The following is a 22,422-nucleotide window of genomic DNA, read 5'->3' as shown; positions in this document are numbered from 1 at the left end:
TATTTATTTCTCGAGGAGTGGCAACGCTCCGGAGCTGAGCATCCGTTTAGTCTACTCTCGGTAACTATCCGTCCCAAATTTTTTTGGAGCGAGTCTTATTCGATTGTGTCTCGATAGCGGGAGTATGTCGGATCGAGAGAATGCACGGATCGATACGATTTATGGGGTCCTCTCTGAGACTCGACGGCGATACGTGCTGTATTATTTGTTGGATACCGAACGAGCGACCGCGGACGAACTCGCGAGGCAGATCGCTGCATGGGAGCGAAACACGTCTCTCGATTCGATTGCCGACGATGTGACCACGACGGTTCTGACATCGTTGGTGCACAATCACCTTCCGCGACTCGCATCCCACGGTATTATCGAATACGATGCCCAGCGCGGTGACGTTGTCGTCACCGACGAGTTCGACGAGTTTCGAGAAACCGTTTCACGCGCCAGAACGGTCGAAGACGAGAGCAAACCGGCCAGTAACGGACGGGAGTTTCGCAACAATCCCGTCGCGGGATCGATCACGGAGGAATGACAACGAGCATCGACGATCGGAGTGGGGTCGATCGCCTCGTCGAAAACCGAACTGTTCGTTCGTAGTGAAAGGTATCGCCCGGAACACTAACGTCCAGCCTCATCCCGTGGCGGCGTGCCGCGTCGGCTGGCTAACCCTCGTGCCGGGCGGGGACATCAGTCCCACGCGTGTCACGTGCCCGGGTTCGCCGTGCTGTCATCGCACCCGAACGGGTAGGCTCGGACGGGGACTAAAGGCACGCATTCGGAGTAAGCGGGTGATCCGTATAACGTTTTCAGTCCGCTGTCCTCGGGTCGAGCGAAATCAGGTCAGGTTTCGTCGACGTCGGGAGCCGACACCGTCCCGTTCTCGTCCGCGTGGTCGTCGAGCCACGCCTCGTAGACGTCGGGTTCGACGACGATCACGTCCGCGTCCATTCGCGAGTGACCGGCTCCGCAGAACTCGGTACAGACAGCGTCGTATTCGCCGGGTTCGTAGGCGATGGTCCGTGCTCGCGTGTACTCACCCGGGAACGCGTCCTGTTTGACGCCGAGGTCCTGAAGGAAGAGTGCGTGGATGACGTCGTCGGATGTCAACCAGAAGGTGACGTTCTGGTCGGCGGGGATGACGAATTCGTCGCTGGTCGTTACGTTCGCCTGCGGATAGCTCACTTCCCAGCCCCACTGGTAGCCCCGAACGTGGATCTCCTCGTCGTCGGTGTCGGGGAGATCCTCGAGCGACTCGAATGCGGCGTCGCCGCCGGCGGTATCGGTATCTGCATCGCCGATAAGATCCGCCGGCTGGGTGGGTGAGATGTACGGACTCACGAGGACGCTGTAGCCGGCGATTCCAACGAACAACAGGATGACCGCCGTTGCGGCGGTCCAGGTGATCTCGAGTGCGGGATCCTCCGCGGTCGGCCGAGGGTCGTCGTTGTCGTGGAACTTGACCGCGGCGTAGACGAGGATCATGAGTACGAACAGGGTCAGCGGCAACGCGACGTAGAGGAGTTGGTACTCGAGACCGTCGATGAGGTCGCGGTTTTCCGACTGTGCGGAGACCGTTCCGGTTGCGGCGAGCAGGAAGACGAACGTGCCGATCGCGAACCGACGGCGTTCCATGGCGGTGACGTTGGACGACCGGCCTGTTATACCGTTTTCACCGCTCGAGTGACTGTCGATGCGAGTGATGAGTCGAGGCGGGAAACGGCGTCCGGTCAGCGTCGACGACAGTCAATCACGTGTCAATTGACTTTTATCGGCTTCCACGGTGAGGAGACGGCTATGTACGTCGGCGCTCGCGGGATTCGACTGCGGGGTTTTCGGGGGGACGATCGACGATGAACCGGGCGTTCGTCGAGGTCGCGTTGTTTGTCGCCGTCGTCTGTGGCTGTCTCCTGACGGTGGTTGCGGCGCGACGACGCAGTACTGAGCCGTCGCCGGACGGGGGGTACGCGACGATCGGTGAACAGGGGATACCGATCGCGCGCATCAAAGCCGCCGTCGTGCGGTGGACGACGACGACGAACCACCGGGAGATCGGCCTGCTCTACATCGCGTTCGGGACGGTCGCGGCGGTGTGGGGTGGGATCGATGCGATGATGATCCGGACGCATCTGCTGACGCCGGCTGCGGACATCTGGACCGAGCAGACGTACAACGAACTGTTCACGATGCACGGATTAACGATGCTTATTTTCTTCGTCGCACCGGTGTTTTTCGGGATCGGTAACTACGTTCTCCCGCTGTTGATTGGGGCCGACGATATGGCGTTTCCACGGCTCAACGCCGTCGGATTCTGGCTGTTACCGCCTGCCCTGCTCCTTGCACGGTTGGGAATCGTCGCGGAGGTAACGGGGAAAGTGCTCGCGTTTGTGGTTCCGGAGGGATGGCTCTCGGCGCTGTTGGTTTTGCGCGAACCGGCGATCGGCTGGACGATGTACCCGCCGCTTTCGCTGACGGCGCCGGATCCCCAGATCAACTTTCTCTTGCTTGGGCTCCACCTGAGTGGCATCGCGACGACGATCGCTGCGATCAACTTCATTACGACCGTGGTCTACGAGCGCGACGAGGCGATCGGCTGGGCGAACCTCGACATCTTCTCGTGGAACATGCTCGTGACGAGCGCGATCGCCCTGTTTGCGTTTCCGCTGCTCGGGACGGCGCTTTTAATGCTTCTTTTCGACCGGAATTTCGGGACGACGTTTTTCGCGATCGACGGGGGCGGACCGATTCTCTGGCAGCATCTCTTTTGGTTCTGGGGCCATCCCGAGGTGTACATCATTTTCCTTCCCGCGACGGGGTTGATGAGTCTCATCCTGCCGAAGTTCGTCGGTCGCAAGTTGTTCGGATTCAAGTTTATCGTCTACTCGACGATCGCGATCGGCGTGCTTTCTTTCGGCGTCTGGGCCCATCACATGTTCACGACCGGGATCGATCCGCGTATCCGGGCGAGTTTCATGGCGACGTCGATCGCTATCGCCGTCCCGAGCGCGATCAAGGTGTTCAACTGGATCACGACGATGTGGAACGGCAACGTCAAACTCGCCGCGCCGACGATCCTCTGTGTCGGGTCGATCGGGCTGTTTATCGTCGGCGGCGTCACCGGGATCTTCCTCGCCGTCATCCCCGTCGACATCATCTATCACGGCACGTACTACGTCGTCGGCCATTTCCACCTCATCGTGATGGGAATCATTCCGCTGATGATGTTCGCCGCGAGCTACTACTGGTATCCCCTCCTTACCGGTCGGCTCTACGACCGTCGGCTGGCGCTGTTTCAGTCGTCGCTACTGGTCGCCGGCTCCGCGCTCACGTTCCTGACGCTGATAGCACTGGGCTTTCTCGAGCAGCCGCGTCGGTACGCGACGTATCCGGCCGAGTTTCAATCACTGCACATCGTCGCGACCGTCGGGGCGTACGTCATCGGTCTCAGCGTTCTCCTCTGGTTCTACAACATGATCTGGTCGTACTTCCACGGTGAGCGGGTCGAAACCGCGGATCCGTGGGATCTCAAGTCGACCAACCAGTTCACGCCGGAGTGGCAGTGGTTCGAGACCAGACTCGAGCGCGAACGCGGCGTCCCGCCCGCGGAACCCGAGACGGTTCGTCGATCGTACGTGCCGGCTCAGGAGGAACGACCGCCGTCGCTGTACGGGCGCATCAAACCGGTTGCGCGGACGGTTGCAAACGACGCGTGGGCCGGGGCGGTCGGCGGACTCGTCGGGACCGGTCTCATGACCGGGGTGTTCGCCGCCGCCGCCGCGCTTGGCGCGTTCGATCTCGACTCGTTCGCGGGGCTTGCAACCCTCGTCGGGCTTCCGTCGAGCGTCCCGCTCGGGTACGCGGTGTTTCTCGCGGGGGGAACGGTCACGTGGCCGTTGCTCTTTCTGGCGCTCGGCGAGTATCTCCCCGGGAAACTCTCCCTCGTCACGGGGCTGTGGTATTCGACCGTTATCGCGTCGGGGTTCGCCATCGCATTTCAGACCGATCAGACCGGGCTCGAACTCGTCGCGTATCTCGTGTTCGTCCTGCTGGCACACTGGGTGTACGGTCTCGGACTCGCGGCGACGATCGAATTCTTGGGTGGTCGCCACCCCGCACCCCCAGCGGAGGAGTCATGACCGATGACGATACCGCGGGGGAACCCGCCGAGGATCCGCCGGCAAGCGGCGAGCCGACCGACCCGGGGGAGTCGTTGGTGCTCACGTACGTCGCTCCCTTTCTCGGCGTGGTACTGATCGCCGTCGGACTCCCGCTTGCCATCGTCGGCGGGTACGTCGTTTTGCAGGACACGTTCGGGCTCTGTAGCGATCCCGCCCTCGAGGTACGGCCTCTCGAGGGGGACGAGCCGCCGGCTGCAACCGTCACCGAACTCGAGTACGAGGAGCTCTCGACCGCCGAACGGCGCGCGCTCGAGGAGGCGATCGACAGTCCGCTCGGAGAGGCGACGATCGAGGGGGAACTGGCGAACCGCGACGCGCTCCGTTCGGGTGTCGTCGTGGCGGTCGATGGAACCCGGTACTACGTCCGGATCGCGTCGTTGAACTCCTGTCTCGATGTCGAGCCGCTGCTGTTCCCGATCGGGGCGGTTGCCATCCTCGTCGGGATCGCTGGCGTACTGACACCGCCGATTTACCGGCAGATGGCCGGGTTCGAGGAGCGGATTCAGCGGGAGCGGGGCGAGTGACGGAATCGTCCGGTAGGTGGGGTAGCGAACGTGATTAGCGGTTCGAGGTCGAGTGTGTTCGACGTGGGGCGTTACTCCGATTCGGGATCGTCGTAGGTGCTCGGGTCCGGAGCAGGTGGGACGCCGTCGCCGTCACCCGGCTGTTCGGCGAGATAGGTGAACTCGCCGTTGCTGTCCGGGGCAGCGCCCTGCGTCCACGGCGCGTTCGGATCCGGTTGTGGCTCGCGCCGGGTCGACATGAAGGCGTAGTTGACCGACTGGTTTTCCTCCTCCTGTGGGAAGCTTGCGGGGACCGGAACCGGATCGTCGAGCGACTCGAGGGCCTCGAGCCACTGGTTCTGGTGCATGGTATCGCGGGCGATGAGATAGGAGAGCATGTCCTTCATCCCGGGGTCGTCAGTGTACTCCCAGAGGCGTGTCGCGAGGGTGCGTCCGGTCGCTTCGGCCATGACGTTGGCGTAGAGGTCTCCCGCGAGGTTGCCGGAGGCGACGACGTAGCCGCCGGTGAAGGGGACGCCGTTGCTGTCGACGGGCATCGCGGACAGCCCCGAGGAGAGGAACTGGCGCGGATTCTGGCCGGTCATCGCCGCGGCGGCGGCCGCAGTCGTTTCCGTCTCCTCGCGCATCTGCTTTGGCGAGCCACGGAGGTTCTTCGTGACGGCCGTCGCGAGCATCTCGATGTGGCCGAGTTCCTCGGTTGCGGTCTCCATCAACAGGTTTCGATAGGCTTCGTACTCCTCGGGGAGCGCCCAGGCCTGGAACAGATACTGGAGGGCGACGCGCATCTCGCCTTCCTGTCCGCCGATCGCCTGCTGGAGGAGCTTTGCGAAGTGTGGATCCGGTTCCTCGACGGTAACGTCGTACTGGAGCTCCGGTTCGTGAAAGAACATCCACTGATCACTGCCCAGCGCCACTGTGATAAATACCAATTGCGATCACCGATGAAGGTGTCCTCGAGCGGTCCGTAATCCGTATCCGAAACTGTTCGATAGCTATTGTTAGTGTGGTGCCGAATACGGCGGATTCGACGCGTATCCTCCGCACTCTCGAGAACTGTGTCAGCAGGGCCAACGATTATACCGGCGCCGGTGGTCGGGGTGAGCGAGACATGACACGACACGATCGACGGTCGACGTCACGACGAACGTTCGTCAAGTGCGGGCTGGTTTCGACCGGAACGATCGTCGGCGTCTCGAACGCGGGTACCAGTGCGGACGCGGAGGAGGACCCGGAGCAGGGACGTGAGGCCGGATCGGAGCCGGCGGCCGTCGCCGAACGGGGTGTAATGTTTCCCTATCAGTTCGTCCCGGGGAGTCGCTTCACCGTCGAACGACGCCTCGAGTCCCACACCACACGTCTCGGGTCGGAGTACCGGACGCACGTGATCGGATACGACCACGCACCGTCGTTTCGGGCGCTTTTGTTCACCGGCCCGGACGCGTTTCTGGAGCCGGAGCGGTCGTTCGTCCTGAGGGACGGCCGGGGGTTGCCCGAGACCGACCGCGCTTGTGTTTCGGTCGGCATCGAAGCCGTCGAACCTGCTACGACAGACACGCGGTAAGCGGTCGCTGGCGACAGCGGTTCCGTCCCGTGCTGACTCGGAGAATCAAATCCCCGATCCGACGTAGAGGACGGCCACGAGCCCGACCCAGACGGCGTCAACGAAATGCCAGTACAGCGAGACGGTTGCCACCGAGGTGTCCCGATCCGGGCCGTAGTGGCCCCGCAGTCCTCGCCACCAGAGCAACGCGATCCCGCCGACGCCGAGCGCGACGTGGAGTCCGTGGAGGCCGGTCAAGCCGAAAAACGCGCTCCCGAGAACCCCGCTCGAGAGCGTAAATCCTTCTCGAGCGACGAACTCGTAGTACTCGTAGCCCTGTCCGGCGAGAAAGATCACTCCCAGCCCGAGCGTCGTCCCGAGGAGGGACAGAAAGCGCCGTCGGTTCCCGTCGTGTAACGCCTCGTGTGCGTAGTGGAGCGTGACGCTGCTCGTGATCAGAATCGCCGTGTTGACCAGCACGAGCGACGTCAACAACGGGGGGAGTTCCCGTGGCGGCCACGCCCCGATCCGGACGAAAAAGTAGTAGACGAACAACGCGCCGAACGTCGACACGTCGGTCGCGAGAAAGAGCAGCGTCGTCGAGACGTACGACCGCCGTGACTTTCGCCGTCCCTGTCGGTCTCGAGCGGGGGCGAGAAACGCCTCGTCGACCCAGCCGGCGACACCGGCAAGCAGGACGATCGCTCCGACGCAGGCCATCCCGATCCCGGCAAGCGGCGGCACGACGCCGGCTGTGGCCCCGAGCAGAGAGATGGCAGCGCCGCTGTAGAGGCCGGCGGCACCGAAAGCGGCCACGAGTGGCCAGCGGCTCCGGTGGTCGCCGGCGTCGTGACTGCCGTGTTCGCCGCCAGTGCCGGTGCCGTCCGGGTCGCCGCGGGGCACGTCGTCGGCCGCGGTCGGCGATGTGGACGACCCACCGTCCGACCGCGTGGGCGTTTCCATACCCCCGGTGCAACGTCGAGCCGGAAAAAGGATCGGCGATTCGACGGCAGTAAGCTCCCGTTAGCACCGGACTGGTGATTCAGTAGAAGTACTCGTCCTCGGAGAGCTGTACGTAGCCGCCGTCGCGGTAGCGGTACTTACGTTTCTTGTAGGCCGCGAGGATCTTGGTCGCGCCGAGACCGGCGGAGTACTTCTTCGAGAGCAGGCCGTCGCCGTCGCCCCCCTGCATGTCGGAGACGATGTCGAACGCACGATCCCAGTCGTCGGGTTCGTAGTCCGCGACGATATCTGCGAACGCGACGTTGCGACGGATCTCGTCGCCGATCGCGCGTTTCCAGACGTCGTTGTAGTTCTCGAGCGAGTCCGTCGCGGCGAGTCGACCGGCGATCTTTCCGGTTCGAACGGCCACGTGGTAGCCGCCCTCGTGAAACGCCGAGGTGGTGCCCATCGCGCCGCCGGCGACGGCGATGTTCGCGCCGACCGGCGAGTCGATCGGTCGCGTCGAGGAGATGGGGTACGTTTCGGTCCCCTTCGATTTCCCGCGGTCTTCGACGATCGGGATGTCCGACTCGACGTCGTACTCGTCGCCGTACTCGTGTTCGAGCAGCCGCGTGATGTATTCCGAGCCCGACGGCAGCTGGTCGTCGGTCGGCTCGAGCAGTGCGTACGAGCCGGGATCGTCGACCGCCTCGAGTTGCATGCCGATGGGCATCGTGAGGCCGACGCGGGCGACGGTGCCGTCGTTGGGGAACACCCAGGGGTATGCGGTCTCGCCGGGCATGTACCCCCACCAGAACTTGAGCCGGTCCGACTCGAAGAGTTCCTCGGGGAACTCCCGGTACTCCTGATAGGCGATGTGGTTCGCCTCCGGCGGCGAGAGGTGGTCGGAGACGCTCCGTCCGGGAGCCGTGAACTGGTCGAGCGCGTCGAGGGTGATCCGACGCTGTGGCCCGTCCGCCAGAACGACGTACTGGGCACGGATCTGGTCGCCGTTCGAGAGCGTCAGGGTGTGGGTCGGTCCGTTCGGACTCGAGGTCCGCAGATCGGTCTCGAGATCGGTGACGCTCGTGCCGACGCGAAGGTCCGCCCCGGCGTCGGCGGCGCGTTCGTAGAGCCAGTCGTCCATGCGAGCGCGGTGGAAGGTGTAGCCGAACTCGGGATAGCTGGCGTCCATGCCGGTCGTCGTCAACTCGACGGCGCTGTTCGGTCCGATGAACTCCGTTCCCTCGAGTTCCCGGAGGATAACGTCGTCCGGGATCTCCCGGTAATCGAAGTCCATGATGTCGATCCAGTAGTCGAGCATGCCGGCGGCGTCCGTCGAATCCGGGCCGAGTCCGTCGCGGTCCTCGCGGGGCACGCCTTGCTCGAAGAGGACCGTCTCGGCACCGTGTGCCGCAGCCCGTTCGGCCGCGGACGCACCCGCGGGACCGCCGCCGACGATCGCGACCTCAACGCGTTCCATACTCCGTTGGGAGTCAGCGACCCGTATTAAAGTGCCTGAATTTCGTGTCTGGAACCGACGCTCGAACCGGCTGGCCGAACCGGATGCGGGAGACGAACGCTTTTGATCGCGCCGCTCGAGGCCACGCACATGTCCGATAGCGACGCCGATGTCGAGAGCAACGCCGGGAGTGGCGACGACACCGATCGGCCGGACGTGCTCGTACTCCGGCGCGGAACACACGGGACGCCGATCGAACGGTACGCCGACGCGATTCGCGACCGGCACCCGGAACTGAGCGTCGAGCTGGCCCGGACGCCCGCTCAGGAGCGTACGGCCATTCGGGACGCCCGGTTCGTCACCGGAATGACTCTCGCGGACGACCTGCTCGAGGCCGCCGAACGGATGGAGGTCTTTGCGTGTGCGTACGCCGGGACCGGTCACCTGCCGCTCGATCGGCTGGCGGATCGCGGCGTCACCGTGACGAACGCATCAGGGGTTCACGGGCCCAACATCGGCGAGCACGTTCTGGGGGCGATCCTTCATTTCACTCGGCGGTTCCACGTCGGGGCCCGCAGGCAACGACGGCGGGAGTGGAGACATTATCAGGCCCACGAACTTCAGGGGTCGACCGTCACGATCGTCGGACTCGGCGCGATCGGCCGGGCGGTAAACGAGCGGCTCGACCCCTTCGGCGTCGAGACGATCGGCGTCCGCTACTCCCCCGAGAAGGGCGGTCCGACCGACGAGGTGATCGGCTTCGACCGTGACGCGTTCCACAAAGCACTCGCCCGGACGGACTATCTGGTGCTCGCGTGCCCGCTGACGGAGACGACGCGGGGGTTGGTCGACCGCGAGGCCTTCGTGACGCTGGATCCCGACGCGGTTCTCGTCAACGTCGCCCGCGGGGCGGTCGTCGATACCGATGCACTCGTGACGGCGCTGCGCTCGAACTGGGTGCGCGGTGTCTCGCTGGACGTCACCGATCCCGAACCGCTCCCCGAAGACCATCCGCTCTGGACCTTCGAGAACGTCCAGATCACGCCACACAACGCGGGCCATACGCCGAAGTACTACGAACGACTGGCGGATATCGTCGCCGAGAACGCCCGCCGGTTCGCCGACGATCCCGACGCGGCCCTCGAGAACCAGGTGCTTCCCTGAGCAGTCACGGACCGACACCGCGTCGAATCGACTGTGTATTTTTGACGTGGGCGTTCGAACGTCGAGTATGGTACCGGTAGCAGTCCCCGGCATCGGGTCGACGACCAACTGTGATCGATCGAGTCCGCAAACGGAGCGATCGCGATGACGCTTGCGTTCGACGGGACGGTTCTCGTCCCCGTGGCCGACCCGGACGACGGTGCACGGACCGCCGCGGCGCTTGCCCCGCTGCTTACGGCGACGAGTACGGTACGGGTCGTCCACGTGATCGAGAAGGCTGACGGCGCTCCGGACAAGGCCGGCGTAGAACAACGAAAGGAGTACGCGGCGGAGATTTTCGACCGCGTCCGCGAAGGGCTCGCGTCCACGGACGCGGCCGTCGAGACGTCGGTGCTTTTCGGAACCGACGTCGTCGACCGGATTTTCGAGGAAGCGAAGACCAACCACGTCGACGCCGTCGTCTTCGAGCCTCGAGAGGGCGGGCTGTTTACAGATCTGCTGACCGGCGACGTGTCCCGGCGGCTCGTCAAGGAGGCGTCGGTGCCGGTCGTCGCCCTGCCACGCGGCGATTGATCCGGAGGGGCTTGCGCTACTCGAAGACGTCCTGTGTATCGATCCGCGCCCCGAGGATGTGTCGAAGCCCGACCACCAGTCCGTGGTCCGGGCCGCTGGCCCAGATCGCTGATTCTTCGATCCGACCCGGGCGGGGGCCGTCGGTGACGGCCCCGACCAGTACCCGCCGTCGATCGATCATCACGATCCGGCCGAGCCGTTTCGCTTCGATCGTCGCCGGATCGGCCGCAAGCTCCGTGATCGACACCGTCGCGTCGGGAACGTGTGCCAGAACCCTGTCTCGCTCGTCCGCAGTCGTCACCTCGACCATCACGCCGGCTCCGCGGTCGCTGGCTGCGGCGAGTGGCTCGAGAAACTCCTGATCGAGCACGTCGTCGTCGGCGAGGAGGACGTAGATCTCGTCGGTCGCGTCCTCGAGAAACGTGCCGACGCGCTCGGTGACGTGTTCGTGATCCGAGATCGCCCAGGCGCCTTGCTCTTCGAGACCCTTCGATCGACGGAGCTTCGAGAGGGCCTCGTCGGTCGCTTCGAGCGATGCCTCGTACTGGTCCCGGAGCGTCTGGATGGCCGTGTCTTTCGAAATCGCCCGGTACTCCCGTGGATCGGACTGTTGAACGTCGACCAGACCGCGCCGGTGGAGCCGTTCGACCGCGTCGTAGACGCGCGACCGGGGGACGTCCGAGAGGGCCGCGATCTGGGACGCAGTCGCCACTGGCACTCGCGTAAGCGCGACGAAACACCGGGATTCGTACTCCGTCAGCCCAAGTTCCTGTAGTAATTGGACGGCCTGTTCCTCGGTGGGCATTGCACCCCAGTTCTCGAGCGACTATGCTGGGAGTGGTGCTTGCATTACGCGACCGACTCGGGAGCGGGGTCCGATCGAGCAAGCAGCGTTCGCCCGTCGTCACACAGCGTGACGGTGTTCGTCTCGGCGTCGAAATCGACGACGCCGGCGGCCGCCAACTTCGGGAGGTGGACGTGACGAAGCGAGATCCGAACGCGGCGGCGGGTCCCAAGCAATGCGTCGCTACACTCCGTGAGCGGGGACCGCTCTCGGTCGTCTTCCTCGAGCGTCACGTGGTCCGCGAGGTCCTCGAGCGAGACCGGCTGTTGGCTGTCACGCTCGTCGAGGTATTGGAGGATCGCCCGGCGATAGCGGTCGGCAAGGAGATCGAGCGTCGCGTCCGTTTCGGCGGTAGCGTCCGCCGATCCCGTCGTCAGCGACTGGGGGTCGGAGATGACCGGTAGCATACCTTCCGTTGGGTGCGAGCGTATTTGTACACGCCGCCAAATCACGCAGGGTCGGCCCTAGAGATAGCCGTTCTCGAGCAGGAGCTCGCCGTTCAGGACGCTGGCTCCGGCGGCGCCGCGGATCGTGTTGTGGGCCAGACAGTTGTACTGCAAACCGAACGGCGACTCCTGAAGGCCGCCGGCAGCGATGGCCATGCCGTCGCCGAGCGTTCGGTCCATTCGTGGCTGTGGCCGATCGGGTTCGTCGAAGACGTGAATGAGCGGGTCCGGCGAGGAGCGAAGTTCGAGCGAGGGGTACGCCCGCATGGCTTCGGCGGCTTCGTCCGCGGTGGGGTCCTCCGTGGTTTCGACCCAGACGTTCTCGAGGTGGCCGTCGATGGTCGGGATCCGGTTACAGGACGCTGCGACCTCCATCCCGTTGTGCGAGAGCGTGGCCCCGTCGAACTCACCGAGGAGTTTGCGCGACTCGGTTTCGAGTTTGTCCTCCTCGCTGCCGATGTAGGGGATGGCGTTGTCGATGATTTCCATAGAGCTGACGCCGTCGTAGCCCGCCCCGGAGACGGCCTGCAGGGTCGAAACGTGGACCTTCTCGAGACCGTACTCCGCGAGGGCCGCAAGCGTCGGCACGAAGGTGATCGTCGAACAGTTGGGGTTTTTGACCATCGCGCCGTCCCAGCCGCGCCGATCACGCTGGACCTCGAGCAACTCGAGGTGTTCGGCGTTGACCTCCGGAATCACGAGAGGGATGTCGTCGTCCATCCGTCCGTTCGAGGAGTTCGAGGAGACGACGTACCCCGCCTCGCAAAACGACGGCTCGACGCGCGCGCCGACGCTCGAGGGAAGCGAGGAGAACAACAGATCGACGTCGTCGGGAACCTCGTCGGGATCGGTCGCCCTGACGGTCATCTCGGCGACGTCGGTCGGGATCGGGCTGTCGACGCGCCACTTGGCCGCCTGTCGATACGTTTTGCCGGCACTGGATTCGCTCGCGGTCAGTGCTGCGATCTCGAACTCCGGATGCGGGTCGAGAAGCTGGATGAGTCGTTGTCCGACGGCACCGGTTGCACCGAGTACGCCTACTCGTACTGCCATTTTCCGCCATTCAGTGACGGGTCCGCAAAACCGTTTGGGTTTCAGTCGCATTCACATTCTCGACACGAGTCCGGCGCGGCGTCGACCGATCGACGTTCATAGAAGAAATTAAGAAAACGGAGCGGAACCTAGCGATCGATGCAACTACGACACGGTCGCTTCGACGTCCACGCCGGACGTGCTCGGACGATGTCGGTCGAGCACGATTCGGGGTCGATCGTCGACGAGTCGATCACGAACGCACGCCGATCGGGGTGGTCGCGATGACGAACACGGGGACTCGATCGCGCGACACGGGGCTGTTCCAGACGCCGTTTAGCATCGGTGCCGCAGTCGTGTCCGCGGTCAGTTTTATCGTCGCCGCCCTCGTCGGATGGACGGGGTATCAGGGCTCGGAACTGATGGTCGTCGGCACGGAACTGGATATCATCACGGGCGCGGTCGGCTTCATGTTCGCCGCGTTTATCGGTGTCGTCGCGCTCGTCGCTGCGGTCTACATGGAGCCCGGATTCGATTACTGAGTTTCGGGGCGCACTCACGCGTCGGCGGATCGATTTTCGGCACCGACGCGGCTCGGACGGTTCGACGCTCAGAAGCCGTCGCTCGCGGTCGTCGATCGAACTCGAGGAAAAAGCCGGATTACGCGGGCACCTGAGAACTCTTCTTCCGCGTGACGTAGCCTGCGATGCGGTTGCGAACGCCCTTGGATTCGACGTTCGTGAGCTTCTCGACGCTGTCTTTGTTCTGTTCGAAATCGGTCGTGAACGCGTCCGGGTACCGCTCCAGCAGGAGGTTCCCGGTCTTCTTGACGTAGGCCGGTTTGATCGCCATACTGGTGCTCCTTTCTAGAGGGCCTTAATAGACACCATTTCACTCGGCACGACCGCATCACTTCCGTCCCCGAATCGAGACCGCGGGATCGGTTACTCCCAGGCCGAGTGGTCGCGAACGCGCTCGAGCGCCGCCCGTTCGCGCGGGCCGCCGGCCCGTTCGACGACCGACGCGCAGTACTCGAGTCGGTCGCGAAGCGCGCCCTCGTCGTAGTCGGGGACCTCGAGCCGAGAGGCGGCGACGGTCGCCTCGACGACGGCCGCGAACCCGCGATCGATCGTCGGAACTGTTCGCCGCTCGACGGTGGACTCGACCGGCTCGAGCGCCCACGTTTCCCACTCGGTACCGGCGTCGGTACCCGAGTCGATCGGCTCGACCGCAACGTGTGTCCAGGCGGCTGCGGCGTCGAGTACGGGCGTTTCCGTTTCGACGATCGACAGCGCCGCGTCGACGAAGACAACGGGATCGTCGACGAACTGGACGTACCCCTCTGCCTGTCGGTGGAAATTGCCACGCGTCCGGGTCGATCCCCACGTCGTCGCGGTGACTGGATCGCCCGCAAAGAGGCCCAGCGCGGCGGCGTTCCAGCGGCCGTTCGGCCCACGCGTCGTCACGACCGACTCGGTGACGCCGGTCAGCGAAACCGGCCACGTGTCGGCTTCGGCGTCGTCGCTTTCGTCAGTGTCCGGGCCGTCGGGTACGTCGGTCATAGTTCGAGGGCTTCGCGCTCGAGGGCGATGAACAGTCCGGCTGCGGTGATGTCCGCCGTCGTTCCCGGATTGATACCGCGGTCGACGAGTTCGTCCGCGAACGCCTCGACGGCGGCCGGTTCCCGCTCGAGGGCTCCTCGCTCGTACAGCGTTGCGGCCCGATCGGCGACTTCCCGCGCAACGTCTTCGCCGCGACGGCGGGCGACGAGCGTATCGGGCCGCTCGGCGAGCAGTGACAGGAACACCGCTGCGGCCCGGTCCGAGAGCGGGCCGTCGGCCTCGGCGAGTCGGTTCGCGGCGGTGAACGACCGCTCGAAGCCGCGAACCCACTCCCGGGCGACGTCGTCGCCGGGGACGCTCCGCGCCATCACGTCCGAGAGGGTCAGCCCGCGGTCTTCGAGCGCCGGCACCGCGTCGCTTCCCCGACGAACGTCGAGGTCGTCCATCTCCGCCGGCGGATCGGAGACGTAGACGTCGACGTGATCGAACGCGCGATAGAACCCCGCCGCGTCGGCGACGGTCGTTTCCTCGACGACCGATTCGACGGCGGCTTGTGAAAGGTCCTCGCGTGCGGCCCGGACGAGCGGAACGAGCAACAGGAGCGCACCGAACTGGGTGTTGCCGCCCTGCTGGCCGGCCATTCCCTCGATGGCCCGTTCGAACGCGGGCCCGACTGCGGTTCCGTTTGCGGCCAACTCGAGCCCCCGCTGTGCGCCGATCGTCCCGGCGAGGAAGTGCTCGAACCGCAACGCCTCGAGATCGCGGTGGCGGTCGACGTTGCCCGGTTTGGGAGTGCCCGCGACCTCGAGGAGGAGTGCCAGTTGTGCGTTCTGGGCTGGCGTTCGCATGGTGTGTTCGACGTGGCTCCGCGGGGGTTTAGGAGTGTGCTTCGCCGTCGGCGCGCGCGTCGGAACCCTCGCGTTCGTCGCGGACGGCATCGCCGTCGTTCCGTGTCGGTATCGAAGCCGCGAGATCACTACGTCTAAAGGCACGTGCCGCTAACTGCCGCCGATGACTGACGAGGAGCGGGACTGGGACCGTCCCGACGACCCCGCGGCCGTCCGCGAGGCGTTGATCGAGTGGTACGAGGACGATCACCGTGAATTCCCGTGGCGTCGCACCGACGATCCGTACGCGATCCTCGTCAGCGAGGTGATGAGCCAGCAGACGCAACTCGACCGCGTCGTCGAGGCCTGGGAAGCGTTTCTCGAGCGCTGGCCGACGACGGCGGCGCTAGCGGCGACGGATCGGGCCGACGTGGTCGGCTTCTGGACGGATCACAGCCTCGGGTACAACAACCGGGCGAAGTACCTCCACGAGGCCGCCCAGCAGGTCGAATCCGAGTACGACGGCGAGTTTCCGACGACGCCCGCGGAGCTACAGGAGTTGATGGGTGTCGGCCCCTACACCGCGAACGCGGTGGCGAGTTTCGCGTTCAACAACGGCGATGCCGTCGTCGACACGAACGTCAAACGCGTCCTCTATCGCGCTTTCGACGTCCCCGACGACGATACGGTCTTCGAGACCGCCGCCAACGACCTCATGCCCGCCGATCGTTCGCGGGTCTGGAACAACGCGATCATGGAGCTCGGCGGCGTCGCCTGCGGGCAGACGCCCCGCTGTGACGAGGCGGGCTGTCCGTGGCGCGAGTGGTGTCGTGCGTACGAAACCGGGGATTTTACGGCTCCAGACGTCCCGACACAACCGAGCTTCGAGGGGAGCCGCCGACAGTTCCGCGGCCGCGTGATCGGGACGCTCCGCGAGTACGACGATCTCGACCTCGACACGCTCGGCCACCGGATCAGGGTCGACTACGCCCCCGACGGCGAATACGGGCGCGAGTGGCTCGAGGGGCTGCTCGAGGATCTGGCGGCGGACGGGTTAGTCGAACTCGAGACCGGGCCGAACGGCGAAACCACCGCCCGGCTGAAAAGATAGCCGAAGCCGTAAGAAACGCAGAATTTCGACTCGGGGAGCGTATCCCTCGGGGAGAATCCGGCGACCCCGACGAGAAGCACACCAACGTGGTGCGAACTGCCGGCTTTCGCAGTGGTGTGGCGGAACCCTCCGACGACGCCGGGGGCGATCGCGGACGGTTGTGTCGCTGCGCCAACTACTGTGGGAGTAGCTATTCGTTCCGGCTCGATACGCGGCGGGATTCCGATCGCCGTGTCGGTGCTGGAGCATGCTGATTTGACTGCCTATTTAGCACTTGGGGTCGTCGGCACCGATATGGCAGCTATTCACGTCGTTGCGATCGCGGGCAGCCTCCGCGAGCAGAGTACGACACGGATCGCACTACAGCGGGCCCTCGAGGCGGCCGCGGATGCCGGAGCGAGTACCGAACTGATCGATCTCCGGGAGTACGACCTCCCGATCTTCGACGCGGACCGCGACCGGGAGGAGGCGGGCGATGCGGCACTGCTCGCGGCGCGGGTTCGTGAGGCCGACGCTATTCTCCTCGGGTCGCCGATGTACCACGGGTCGTACTCGTCGCCGCTGAAGACCGCACTCGATTACTGCGGGTTCGACGAGTTCAGGGACAAGACCGTCGGCTTGCTCGCGGTTTCGGGCGGTTCGTTCCCCGTGACGGCGCTCGAGCACATGCGGTCGGTCTGTCGAGCGCTGAACGCGTGGGTGTTGCCCCACGAGGCGGCGATCGCGAACTCCCACTCGGCGTTCGAGGACGGCGAGTTCGTCGATCCGGACCTCGAAGAACGAGTGGCAACGCTGGGTCGGCGAGCGGTGCAGTACGCCACGATCGAGCCGGAGCCGGCGTCGTTCGAGAGCGATCAGAACGTCGGTGCCGAGGGGAAATAGCGGGTTGACGGCGGCTTACGGCTCGAGGTGTCGCTGGAACCGACGCTGATGGGCGAGAACGGCACAGAGACCGAAGCCCACCGTACCGATCTGTACGGCCTCGATCTCGAGTGCGAACGTGGTCGACGCGACCGACAGCGTCGGTGTCGTAAGCGTCCAGTCGACGACCCAGGCCGACGCGAGCAGTGTCGCCGCACCGATGGCGAGCAACGCGGCCGGGACGAACGAGCGGGCTGCCGTCGAACCGCCGTGTCGACCGAAGCCGAAAGGCGCCCCGTTCGACGAAGTGCTGTCCCGTGAGCACGCCCGTGAGAACGACGGTAGCGACCGCGATGCCGGGGCCGCCACCGACCCGTTCCGCGATCAGCAGCCAGCCGATCCAGCCGGCGGTAAGCGCGACCGCGGCTCCGAGCTGCCGCGGGTGCAGGAACGCGTCGGGCTCCCCGACCGTCACACCGAAGACCCCGACCCTGAGCAGCGAGCCGCCGTACAGAATCCCGAGTCCGGCGAGCGCCGCCGACGTGGTCCGGGAGCCGACGACGAGTCCGAACCAGAGACCGACGGCGAGCGTTTCGACCGTCGCAGCCGTGAGCGCCGCTGTCACGCCGACGATGCGGCGTCGGGTCGTCCGACCGAGGATCCCCGGCTGCCGAATGACGCTCATGGATGATCCATACAGCCGTTCGGTTTCGTTATGCGAGGGATTCGGTCCTCCGGCGGTTCCCGCTCGGGGCTTTATACTCCGGAAACACTCCGTTTTGTAGCTCAAGTGTCAACGTTCGCGAGAGGACAGGGCCGTGTCTCGCCGTCCGAACCGATCGCTCGAGGGCGGGTCCCGCGTAGCTGCCCGATACGCGCCTCCGGGGTGCTTGCCGAGGCGATCGCCGGACCCGTGTCACTCGATTCCGACGGTTCGTAACCGGTCGTCGAACAGCGCTCGTAGTCGCCAGTCGGTGGTCGGTACCGCTGCGAGACAGGTCGAGTAACGGACGTGTAACGCGGGACTTCGAGATCGAACACGTGGAAACGGTGGGTAGAATTATGTACAGCGCTGTAGTCGTGGCGAATTATGCCCGAGAAGGAACAACAGGACAAAACGCTGTCCGAGATCGTCGTGAAGGAAGCGGTCGGACGGGGACTCGAGTCCCCGATGCGCGACTCGATTCTCGAAGCCGTCGAAGAGGCGGATACCGCCCGGCGACGGCGACGGTTGCCGGTCGTGGGCGCGGTGTTCGGTCTGGGTGCGGCGCTTGGCTTTCTCGCCGGTCGGCAGTCGCCGCCGCTCGAGGAGACGCCGCTCGAGGACGTCGAGGAACCGGAGATCATCGAGGACGTCATGGAAACGGACGAAGGGAAAGCGGAGACGATGATGGAGACGGAGGGCGACGAGGCGACCGACTCCTCGAGTCGACTGCCGCGGCTGCTGCTCGCACTGGGTGTGGTTGCCGGAATCGCGTACCTCCGGCGGCGGTTCGCCGGCGAGGAAACCGAGGAGTGGGAACCGATCGAGGAGTTCGAACCCGGAACCGACGAGGAAGCGGAAGACGAAGAACCGGAGGCGGAAGAATCAGAGACGGCGGACGAAGACGAAACGGAGGCGGAGACGGAAGAGTAACGGCGAGCATCGGGTCGGCTGCAGTCCGTTTCTCTCGGTTCGGCGTTCCGTAAGCGGCCGTCACGACCACCCCGGAAACGCGGGACGCCGTACGGGAATCGACTCCGTCACCCACAGCGGTGACGAAGGAGCTAAGGGGGCGACGCCGACAGGTGAATCCAATGGAGACGACCCACCGCGTCTTCGTCGGTGATTCCCGTACCCTCTCGGAGATCGACGACGAGTCCGTCGAACTCGTCGTCACGTCCCCGCCGTACCCGATGATCGAGATGTGGGACGACCTCTTTACGGATCTCGATCCGGCTATCGGCGAGGCCCTCGAGTCGGGTGACGGTCGCGACGCGTTCGAGGCGATGCATGCCCAACTCGATCGCGTCTGGGACGAACTCGAGCGCGTGCTCGTCGACGGCGGCATCGCCTGTATCAACGTCGGCGACGCGACGCGCTCGGTCGACGGCAGCTTTCGAGTCTTTTCCAACCACGCGCGCGTACTCGAGGCCTTCGAGTCCCGCGGGTTCGATCCGCTGCCGGACGTACTCTGGCGAAAGCCAGCGAACAGCGCCGCCAAATTCATGGGAAGCGGCATGGTGCCGCCGAACGCGTACGTGACGCTGGAACACGAGTACATTCTGCTCTTCCGAAAGGGCGGGGAGAGTCGCGACTTCGAACCCCGTGCCGACCGACGCTACGAGGCCGCCTACTTCTGGGAGGAACGAAACCGCTGGTTCTCCGACGTCTGGACCGAGGTTCGCGGCGAACTTCAGGGTCTCGCGTTCGAGGACGACGCCGGCGAACTCCGGGATCGGTCGGCGGCGTACCCCCTCGAGATACCGTACCGGTTGATCTGTATGTACTCGGCCTACGGCGATACCGTCCTCGACCCGTTCTGGGGCACGGGGACGACCACGCTCGCGGCGATGTGTGCCGGTCGCAACTCGCTGGGGTACGAACTCGAGGACGCGTTCCTCGACGTGTTCGAGCGACGCGTCGAGGAGGTCCCGTCGCTGTCCCGGTCGGTCGGTCGCTCCCGGCTCCAGCGCCACCGCGAGTTCGTCACGCGCCGCCGTGAGGACGGGAAGAGCTTCGAGTACGAGGCCGACTACTACGACACGCCGGTCGTCACGAAGATGGAACGCGGACTCCGACTGCGCGAGGCGACCGCCGTCGAACCGATCGAGGACGGCTACCGGATCGAACACGGCCCGCTCTCGATCGAGTGAGGCGTCGTCGTCGAGGCCGTCGGTGACGGCGAGTCCGTCCTCGACGACGACACCCCCGAATCGGTCGACTGGCTGCTCACGAACGATCGGGCGGTGCTCTCGAGCGTCGATGGAGAGCGTCCGACACTCTATGACGCCGAAGGGGCGGACGTAAGCGACGCGGACCTGCAACGACTCCGTGACGACGACACGACGGACGCGCTCACCGATCAAGCACCGATCCGGCGTTGCTCGAGCATCACATCCGGTGGACGGTACAGTTCGTCTCGGCGCGACAAACCGCCGAGCACCGAACGAAGCGCTACCGCACGCTGCTCAAACACTCATCGGATCTACAGGTTGTCATCGGCGATACCTGCCGCGTGAGCGACGTCTGTCCGTCGTCCGGCGTCGATCTCGGTTGTGATCCGGGGACGGCACTCGGCAAGCCGGTGTTCGACGTGCTCGATCCCGAGAACGAAACACCCGTTGCGATGCCCTCGAGACGATCCGGAGCGAGGGCCCGGGACGACGAGGACCGTCGAATATCGGCGTCGAACTGTCGACGGGAGCCAGCGCGTTCATGAGGCTGCCTTCACGAACCGGGTCGGCAGCGTCGTCGACGGCATCGTCGCGTCGATTCGCAACGTGACAGCCCCCCACCGCCTCGAGCGCGAACTGGACGAGTCGTTCCAGCGGGTACCGGACGCGTTCTCCGTCCTCGATTCGGAGTGGCGGTTCACGTCCGTCAACGATCAGGCCCTAGAAACGATTGCTCACGAGCGGGAACTCGAAACACGAACTGCGCGGCTGGAGCGACTCGACGAGGCAACCCGGGTTCGACAGGAGATCGAACACCACCTCCTCATGGCCGACTCACACCCCGGAATCCAGCGGGGCAGCTGCGAGCGGATCGCCGAACTCGAGGAGTGTTCGATGGTCTGGATCGGCGAACCCGATCCGGATGGGGCCTCCGTCGAGCCTCGTTTACGGGCGGGACGAAACGACGGGTATCTCGAGACGATATCGGTGACGGTCGTCGACGACTCCGCCACCGAACCGACGGAACGGCCGCCCGAACGAGGGACCCCACGTACGTCGAAAACGTTGCCGAGGCGGCCCACGATGGCGCGTGGCGAGCCAAAGCGCTCTTCCAAGGGTATCAGTCGGTGTCTGCCGTTCCGCTCGTGTACGATGGGTTCCGCTACGGCGTTCTCTCGATCGACGGTGACGATCGCGTACACGATCGACGCGGTCGCCCGAAAACACGCGGTGTTCGACGACGAACCGATTAGCGTCGCTATCGCCGAGGCAGTTGCGACGTTTCGTAACGGGGACGTAACGACGCTCGACCCGCTTCATTACGCGATCAATACCGACGCGCTCGAGCGACTGTTCGAGCCACGAGCGAACGGCGTTCGATCCGCGGGTGCGGTGACGTTCGAGTACAACGGCTGTGTCGTGACCGTCTCGGCCGACGGCGAAATCCGGGTCGAAGCGGCCTAATTCGTCGAGACAACGGGCGGTCCGGATCACGATATCGCACGGGTCCGTGGTATCGACTCGTGACGTGGCCCGACGAACGCGTTCTCGAGGAGCCAGTCGAGATCTCAATCGTTCGGCGAGTTGTCCCCGGAGTCCAGTCTCGACTCTGCCAGTTGGTTCGTCGCCGTTACGTCGATGTTTCCGGTACTATCGACGCGTATCCGGCGGTGCCGGTACGTAAACTCGATCGTTGCGGCCGAACCGGACGGCTGCCGTGCTGTCGACTGGACGAGTGCATCGAGGGCATCAGGATCGATGACCTCGTGAAGCGGCGGCTCGAGCTCCGACGGATCGACGCCTTCGTGCGCTGCGACCTGGTGAACGATACTGAGACTCGGTGATTCCCCCGACCCCATACCACGTCGTGACAGGTGATTGTACATAAAACCAGTGATGGTTTTCTGACGCGCGTCAGCCGAACGTCTGACGGCTTGCCCGTCAGTCACCGGCCATCGTTCACACTGGCGAGTCGCCCGTTCTGGTTCTCGAGAAGGATCCGCGGGGGTTCTTCGACTGGCTTAAGCACGGTGGCTTCGTCGCCGAGCCTCGACCGTCCCGCGTGGCCCCCAGGGGGCTTCTGATGGTGACAGTCCGGCGACCGGCGCCTGTCAGCGTCGGGCTTTGGCTCGGACGTTGCCCACTCCAGCCGTGCCCTCGGCCGCAGTGGGCTTTGTCGTCCGCCTATCGCCGGCAGCCTTCAGCGACGGCCGCTACGGACTGCCTTTTATTCCGCCGGGGGCAGGGGACACACCCCAACAGTACGTACGCCGTTCGCCCTATGTATCAATTTCGGAACCGTATGAATCATTCCCGAGTTCGGGAGTATCCATTTCCGATCCAGTCAGGAATAAGCTACCCCGGTGACGCATTCACGGACTTCAACTGCTGGATTCGACAGCTCCGGTCAGCTGCTACCTGCCATTGCGGGTCGCGGTTCGAATCGATCCCGCTCGAGCCGAATTGCGGGACATCACTCACCAAC

At 64.7% G+C, this 22,422-nt stretch carries 24 protein-coding genes; 13 read left to right on the top strand and 11 right to left on the bottom strand.

The features are described 5' to 3' along the window. Positions 1 to 124: 124 nt before the first annotated feature. Positions 125 to 529 (top strand): DUF7344 domain-containing protein, encoded by a 405-nt coding sequence (locus tag TX80_RS18345; RefSeq protein ID WP_049924774.1) that lies wholly within the window; start codon positions 125 to 127, stop codon positions 527 to 529. A gap of 308 nt (positions 530 to 837) precedes the next feature. On the opposite strand, the gene coxB is transcribed toward TX80_RS18345, so the two are convergent. Continuing rightward, positions 838 to 1,629: a cytochrome c oxidase subunit II gene (coxB, locus tag TX80_RS18340; protein WP_049924773.1), complete on the bottom strand. Its 792-nt coding sequence runs from the start codon at positions 1,627 to 1,629 to the stop codon at positions 838 to 840. 218 nt (positions 1,630 to 1,847) lie between these two features. Between coxB and TX80_RS18335 the strand changes: the two genes are divergently transcribed. Further along, positions 1,848 to 4,130 carry a DUF6789 family protein gene (locus tag TX80_RS18335; RefSeq protein WP_049924772.1) on the top strand — a complete coding sequence of 761 codons (2,283 nt, stop codon included), beginning with the start codon at positions 1,848 to 1,850 and terminating at the stop codon, positions 4,128 to 4,130. Further along, positions 4,127 to 4,696, top strand: coding sequence for a hypothetical protein (locus TX80_RS18330; RefSeq protein ID WP_049924771.1), 570 nt, complete (start codon positions 4,127 to 4,129; stop codon positions 4,694 to 4,696). Before TX80_RS18335 ends, TX80_RS18330 begins: the two co-directional genes overlap by 4 nt. 71 nt (positions 4,697 to 4,767) lie before the next feature. Here TX80_RS18330 and TX80_RS18325 read toward each other — a convergent pair whose 3' ends face one another. Continuing rightward, positions 4,768 to 5,586, bottom strand: coding sequence for a manganese catalase family protein (locus TX80_RS18325; RefSeq protein ID WP_049924785.1), 819 nt, complete (start codon positions 5,584 to 5,586; stop codon positions 4,768 to 4,770). A gap of 218 nt (positions 5,587 to 5,804) precedes the next feature. Here TX80_RS18325 and TX80_RS18320 point away from each other — a divergent pair, with 218 nt between their 5' ends. Beyond that, positions 5,805 to 6,257, top strand: a complete 453-nt coding sequence (locus tag TX80_RS18320; RefSeq protein WP_049924770.1) for a hypothetical protein — start codon at positions 5,805 to 5,807, stop codon at positions 6,255 to 6,257. A 45-nt stretch (positions 6,258 to 6,302) separates the two neighbouring features. Here the strand turns inward: TX80_RS18320 and TX80_RS18315 are convergent, their stop codons facing one another. Next, complete coding sequence (locus TX80_RS18315; protein WP_081661673.1) at positions 6,303 to 7,199, bottom strand: cytochrome c oxidase subunit 3; 897 nt, start codon at positions 7,197 to 7,199, stop codon at positions 6,303 to 6,305. A gap of 79 nt (positions 7,200 to 7,278) precedes the next feature. Then, positions 7,279 to 8,661 (bottom strand): NAD(P)/FAD-dependent oxidoreductase, encoded by a 1,383-nt coding sequence (locus TX80_RS18310; RefSeq protein WP_049924769.1) that lies wholly within the window; start codon positions 8,659 to 8,661, stop codon positions 7,279 to 7,281. 129 nt (positions 8,662 to 8,790) lie between these two features. Here TX80_RS18310 and TX80_RS18305 point away from each other — a divergent pair, with 129 nt between their 5' ends. Both TX80_RS18305 and TX80_RS18300 read left to right on the top strand, forming a co-directional pair. Beyond that, on the top strand, positions 8,791 to 9,804 hold the full coding sequence (locus TX80_RS18305) for a D-2-hydroxyacid dehydrogenase (protein WP_049924768.1): 1,014 nt from the start codon (positions 8,791 to 8,793) through the stop codon (positions 9,802 to 9,804). A gap of 144 nt (positions 9,805 to 9,948) precedes the next feature. Continuing rightward, the gene (locus TX80_RS18300; RefSeq protein ID WP_049924767.1) at positions 9,949 to 10,377 is read left to right on the top strand and encodes a universal stress protein; all 429 of its coding nucleotides are present in this window, start codon (positions 9,949 to 9,951) and stop codon (positions 10,375 to 10,377) included. A 16-nt stretch (positions 10,378 to 10,393) separates the two neighbouring features. Here the strand turns inward: TX80_RS18300 and TX80_RS18295 are convergent, their stop codons facing one another. From TX80_RS18295 to asd, 3 genes are read right to left on the bottom strand one after another with little or no spacing between them, the layout of a single operon-like run. Further along, positions 10,394 to 11,182: a TrmB family transcriptional regulator gene (locus tag TX80_RS18295; protein WP_049924766.1), complete on the bottom strand. Its 789-nt coding sequence runs from the start codon at positions 11,180 to 11,182 to the stop codon at positions 10,394 to 10,396. Positions 11,183 to 11,226: 44 nt separating this feature from the next. Then, the gene (locus TX80_RS18290; RefSeq protein WP_049924765.1) at positions 11,227 to 11,628 is read right to left on the bottom strand and encodes a DUF7344 domain-containing protein; all 402 of its coding nucleotides are present in this window, start codon (positions 11,626 to 11,628) and stop codon (positions 11,227 to 11,229) included. A 57-nt stretch (positions 11,629 to 11,685) separates the two neighbouring features. Next, a complete protein-coding gene (asd, locus tag TX80_RS18285) occupies positions 11,686 to 12,720 on the bottom strand; it encodes an aspartate-semialdehyde dehydrogenase (RefSeq protein WP_049924764.1) in 1,035 nt (344 codons plus the stop codon). Positions 12,721 to 12,983: 263 nt separating this feature from the next. Between asd and TX80_RS18280 the strand changes: the two genes are divergently transcribed. Then, positions 12,984 to 13,241, top strand: coding sequence for a hypothetical protein (locus tag TX80_RS18280; RefSeq protein ID WP_049924783.1), 258 nt, complete (start codon positions 12,984 to 12,986; stop codon positions 13,239 to 13,241). 118 nt (positions 13,242 to 13,359) lie between these two features. Here the strand turns inward: TX80_RS18280 and TX80_RS18275 are convergent, their stop codons facing one another. The 3 genes from TX80_RS18275 to TX80_RS18265 all read right to left on the bottom strand — a co-directional run bounded on the left by TX80_RS18275 (position 13,360) and on the right by TX80_RS18265 (position 15,109). After that, a complete protein-coding gene (locus TX80_RS18275) occupies positions 13,360 to 13,551 on the bottom strand; it encodes a 30S ribosomal protein S17e (protein WP_049924763.1) in 192 nt (63 codons plus the stop codon). 92 nt (positions 13,552 to 13,643) lie between these two features. Continuing rightward, complete coding sequence (locus tag TX80_RS18270; RefSeq protein WP_049924762.1) at positions 13,644 to 14,261, bottom strand: DUF447 domain-containing protein; 618 nt, start codon at positions 14,259 to 14,261, stop codon at positions 13,644 to 13,646. After that, entirely contained in the window at positions 14,258 to 15,109 is an 852-nt protein-coding gene (locus TX80_RS18265; RefSeq protein WP_049924782.1) for a triphosphoribosyl-dephospho-CoA synthase, read from the bottom strand. Before TX80_RS18265 ends, TX80_RS18270 begins: the two co-directional genes overlap by 4 nt. 163 nt (positions 15,110 to 15,272) lie before the next feature. Between TX80_RS18265 and TX80_RS18260 the strand changes: the two genes are divergently transcribed. The 6 genes from TX80_RS18260 (at position 15,273) to TX80_RS19890 (ending at position 21,401) form a co-directional block, all read left to right on the top strand. After that, on the top strand, positions 15,273 to 16,199 hold the full coding sequence (locus TX80_RS18260) for an A/G-specific adenine glycosylase (protein ID WP_049924761.1): 927 nt from the start codon (positions 15,273 to 15,275) through the stop codon (positions 16,197 to 16,199). Positions 16,200 to 16,493: 294 nt separating this feature from the next. Next, entirely contained in the window at positions 16,494 to 17,081 is a 588-nt protein-coding gene (locus TX80_RS18255; protein WP_049924760.1) for an NADPH-dependent FMN reductase, read from the top strand. 118 nt (positions 17,082 to 17,199) lie between these two features. Further along, a complete protein-coding gene (locus TX80_RS20130; RefSeq protein WP_154658704.1) occupies positions 17,200 to 17,751 on the top strand; it encodes a hypothetical protein in 552 nt (183 codons plus the stop codon). A gap of 399 nt (positions 17,752 to 18,150) precedes the next feature. After that, positions 18,151 to 18,696 carry a hypothetical protein gene (locus TX80_RS18245; protein ID WP_049924759.1) on the top strand — a complete coding sequence of 182 codons (546 nt, stop codon included), beginning with the start codon at positions 18,151 to 18,153 and terminating at the stop codon, positions 18,694 to 18,696. Between the two features lie 161 nt (positions 18,697 to 18,857). After that, a complete protein-coding gene (locus TX80_RS18240) occupies positions 18,858 to 19,916 on the top strand; it encodes a DNA-methyltransferase (RefSeq protein ID WP_049924758.1) in 1,059 nt (352 codons plus the stop codon). A gap of 1,224 nt (positions 19,917 to 21,140) precedes the next feature. After that, a complete protein-coding gene (locus TX80_RS19890; protein ID WP_154658706.1) occupies positions 21,141 to 21,401 on the top strand; it encodes a HalOD1 output domain-containing protein in 261 nt (86 codons plus the stop codon). 104 nt (positions 21,402 to 21,505) lie between these two features. Here TX80_RS19890 and TX80_RS18225 read toward each other — a convergent pair whose 3' ends face one another. Beyond that, positions 21,506 to 21,796 carry a HalOD1 output domain-containing protein gene (locus TX80_RS18225; protein WP_049924756.1) on the bottom strand — a complete coding sequence of 97 codons (291 nt, stop codon included), beginning with the start codon at positions 21,794 to 21,796 and terminating at the stop codon, positions 21,506 to 21,508. Positions 21,797 to 22,422 lie beyond the last annotated feature (626 nt).

The sequence above is a fragment of the Halopiger djelfimassiliensis genome (assembly GCF_000455365.1).
GTDB classification, from domain to species: Archaea; Halobacteriota; Halobacteria; order Halobacteriales; family Natrialbaceae; genus Halopiger_B; species Halopiger_B djelfimassiliensis.
The sequence above is the reverse complement of the archived record's forward strand: the minus strand, read 5'-3'. Positions and strand labels throughout refer to the sequence as shown.

Excerpts from the sequence above, each read along its gene's own strand:
- TX80_RS18225 (WP_049924756.1), bottom strand. The coding sequence starts at position 21,796 with ATGGGGTCGGGGGAATCACCGAGTCTCAGTATCGTTCACCAGGTCGCA.
- TX80_RS18295 (WP_049924766.1), bottom strand. The coding sequence starts at position 11,182 with ATGCCCACCGAGGAACAGGCCGTCCAATTACTACAGGAACTTGGGCTG.
- TX80_RS18305 (WP_049924768.1), top strand. The coding sequence starts at position 8,791 with ATGTCCGATAGCGACGCCGATGTCGAGAGCAACGCCGGGAGTGGCGAC.
- TX80_RS18255 (WP_049924760.1), top strand. The coding sequence starts at position 16,494 with ATGGCAGCTATTCACGTCGTTGCGATCGCGGGCAGCCTCCGCGAGCAG.
- TX80_RS18270 (WP_049924762.1), bottom strand. The coding sequence starts at position 14,261 with ATGACCGACGTACCCGACGGCCCGGACACTGACGAAAGCGACGACGCC.
- TX80_RS18310 (WP_049924769.1), bottom strand. The coding sequence starts at position 8,661 with ATGGAACGCGTTGAGGTCGCGATCGTCGGCGGCGGTCCCGCGGGTGCG.
- TX80_RS18300 (WP_049924767.1), top strand. The coding sequence starts at position 9,949 with ATGACGCTTGCGTTCGACGGGACGGTTCTCGTCCCCGTGGCCGACCCG.
- TX80_RS18240 (WP_049924758.1), top strand. The coding sequence starts at position 18,858 with ATGGAGACGACCCACCGCGTCTTCGTCGGTGATTCCCGTACCCTCTCG.
- asd (WP_049924764.1), bottom strand. The coding sequence starts at position 12,720 with ATGGCAGTACGAGTAGGCGTACTCGGTGCAACCGGTGCCGTCGGACAA.
- coxB (WP_049924773.1), bottom strand. The coding sequence starts at position 1,629 with ATGGAACGCCGTCGGTTCGCGATCGGCACGTTCGTCTTCCTGCTCGCC.
- TX80_RS18265 (WP_049924782.1), bottom strand. The coding sequence starts at position 15,109 with ATGCGAACGCCAGCCCAGAACGCACAACTGGCACTCCTCCTCGAGGTC.
- TX80_RS18335 (WP_049924772.1), top strand. The coding sequence starts at position 1,848 with ATGAACCGGGCGTTCGTCGAGGTCGCGTTGTTTGTCGCCGTCGTCTGT.
- TX80_RS18325 (WP_049924785.1), bottom strand. The coding sequence starts at position 5,586 with ATGTTCTTTCACGAACCGGAGCTCCAGTACGACGTTACCGTCGAGGAA.
- TX80_RS18275 (WP_049924763.1), bottom strand. The coding sequence starts at position 13,551 with ATGGCGATCAAACCGGCCTACGTCAAGAAGACCGGGAACCTCCTGCTG.
- TX80_RS18330 (WP_049924771.1), top strand. The coding sequence starts at position 4,127 with ATGACCGATGACGATACCGCGGGGGAACCCGCCGAGGATCCGCCGGCA.
- TX80_RS18320 (WP_049924770.1), top strand. The coding sequence starts at position 5,805 with ATGACACGACACGATCGACGGTCGACGTCACGACGAACGTTCGTCAAG.
- TX80_RS18280 (WP_049924783.1), top strand. The coding sequence starts at position 12,984 with ATGACGAACACGGGGACTCGATCGCGCGACACGGGGCTGTTCCAGACG.
- TX80_RS18260 (WP_049924761.1), top strand. The coding sequence starts at position 15,273 with ATGACTGACGAGGAGCGGGACTGGGACCGTCCCGACGACCCCGCGGCC.
- TX80_RS18315 (WP_081661673.1), bottom strand. The coding sequence starts at position 7,199 with ATGGAAACGCCCACGCGGTCGGACGGTGGGTCGTCCACATCGCCGACC.
- TX80_RS18245 (WP_049924759.1), top strand. The coding sequence starts at position 18,151 with ATGCCCGAGAAGGAACAACAGGACAAAACGCTGTCCGAGATCGTCGTG.
- TX80_RS18290 (WP_049924765.1), bottom strand. The coding sequence starts at position 11,628 with ATGCTACCGGTCATCTCCGACCCCCAGTCGCTGACGACGGGATCGGCG.
- TX80_RS18345 (WP_049924774.1), top strand. The coding sequence starts at position 125 with ATGTCGGATCGAGAGAATGCACGGATCGATACGATTTATGGGGTCCTC.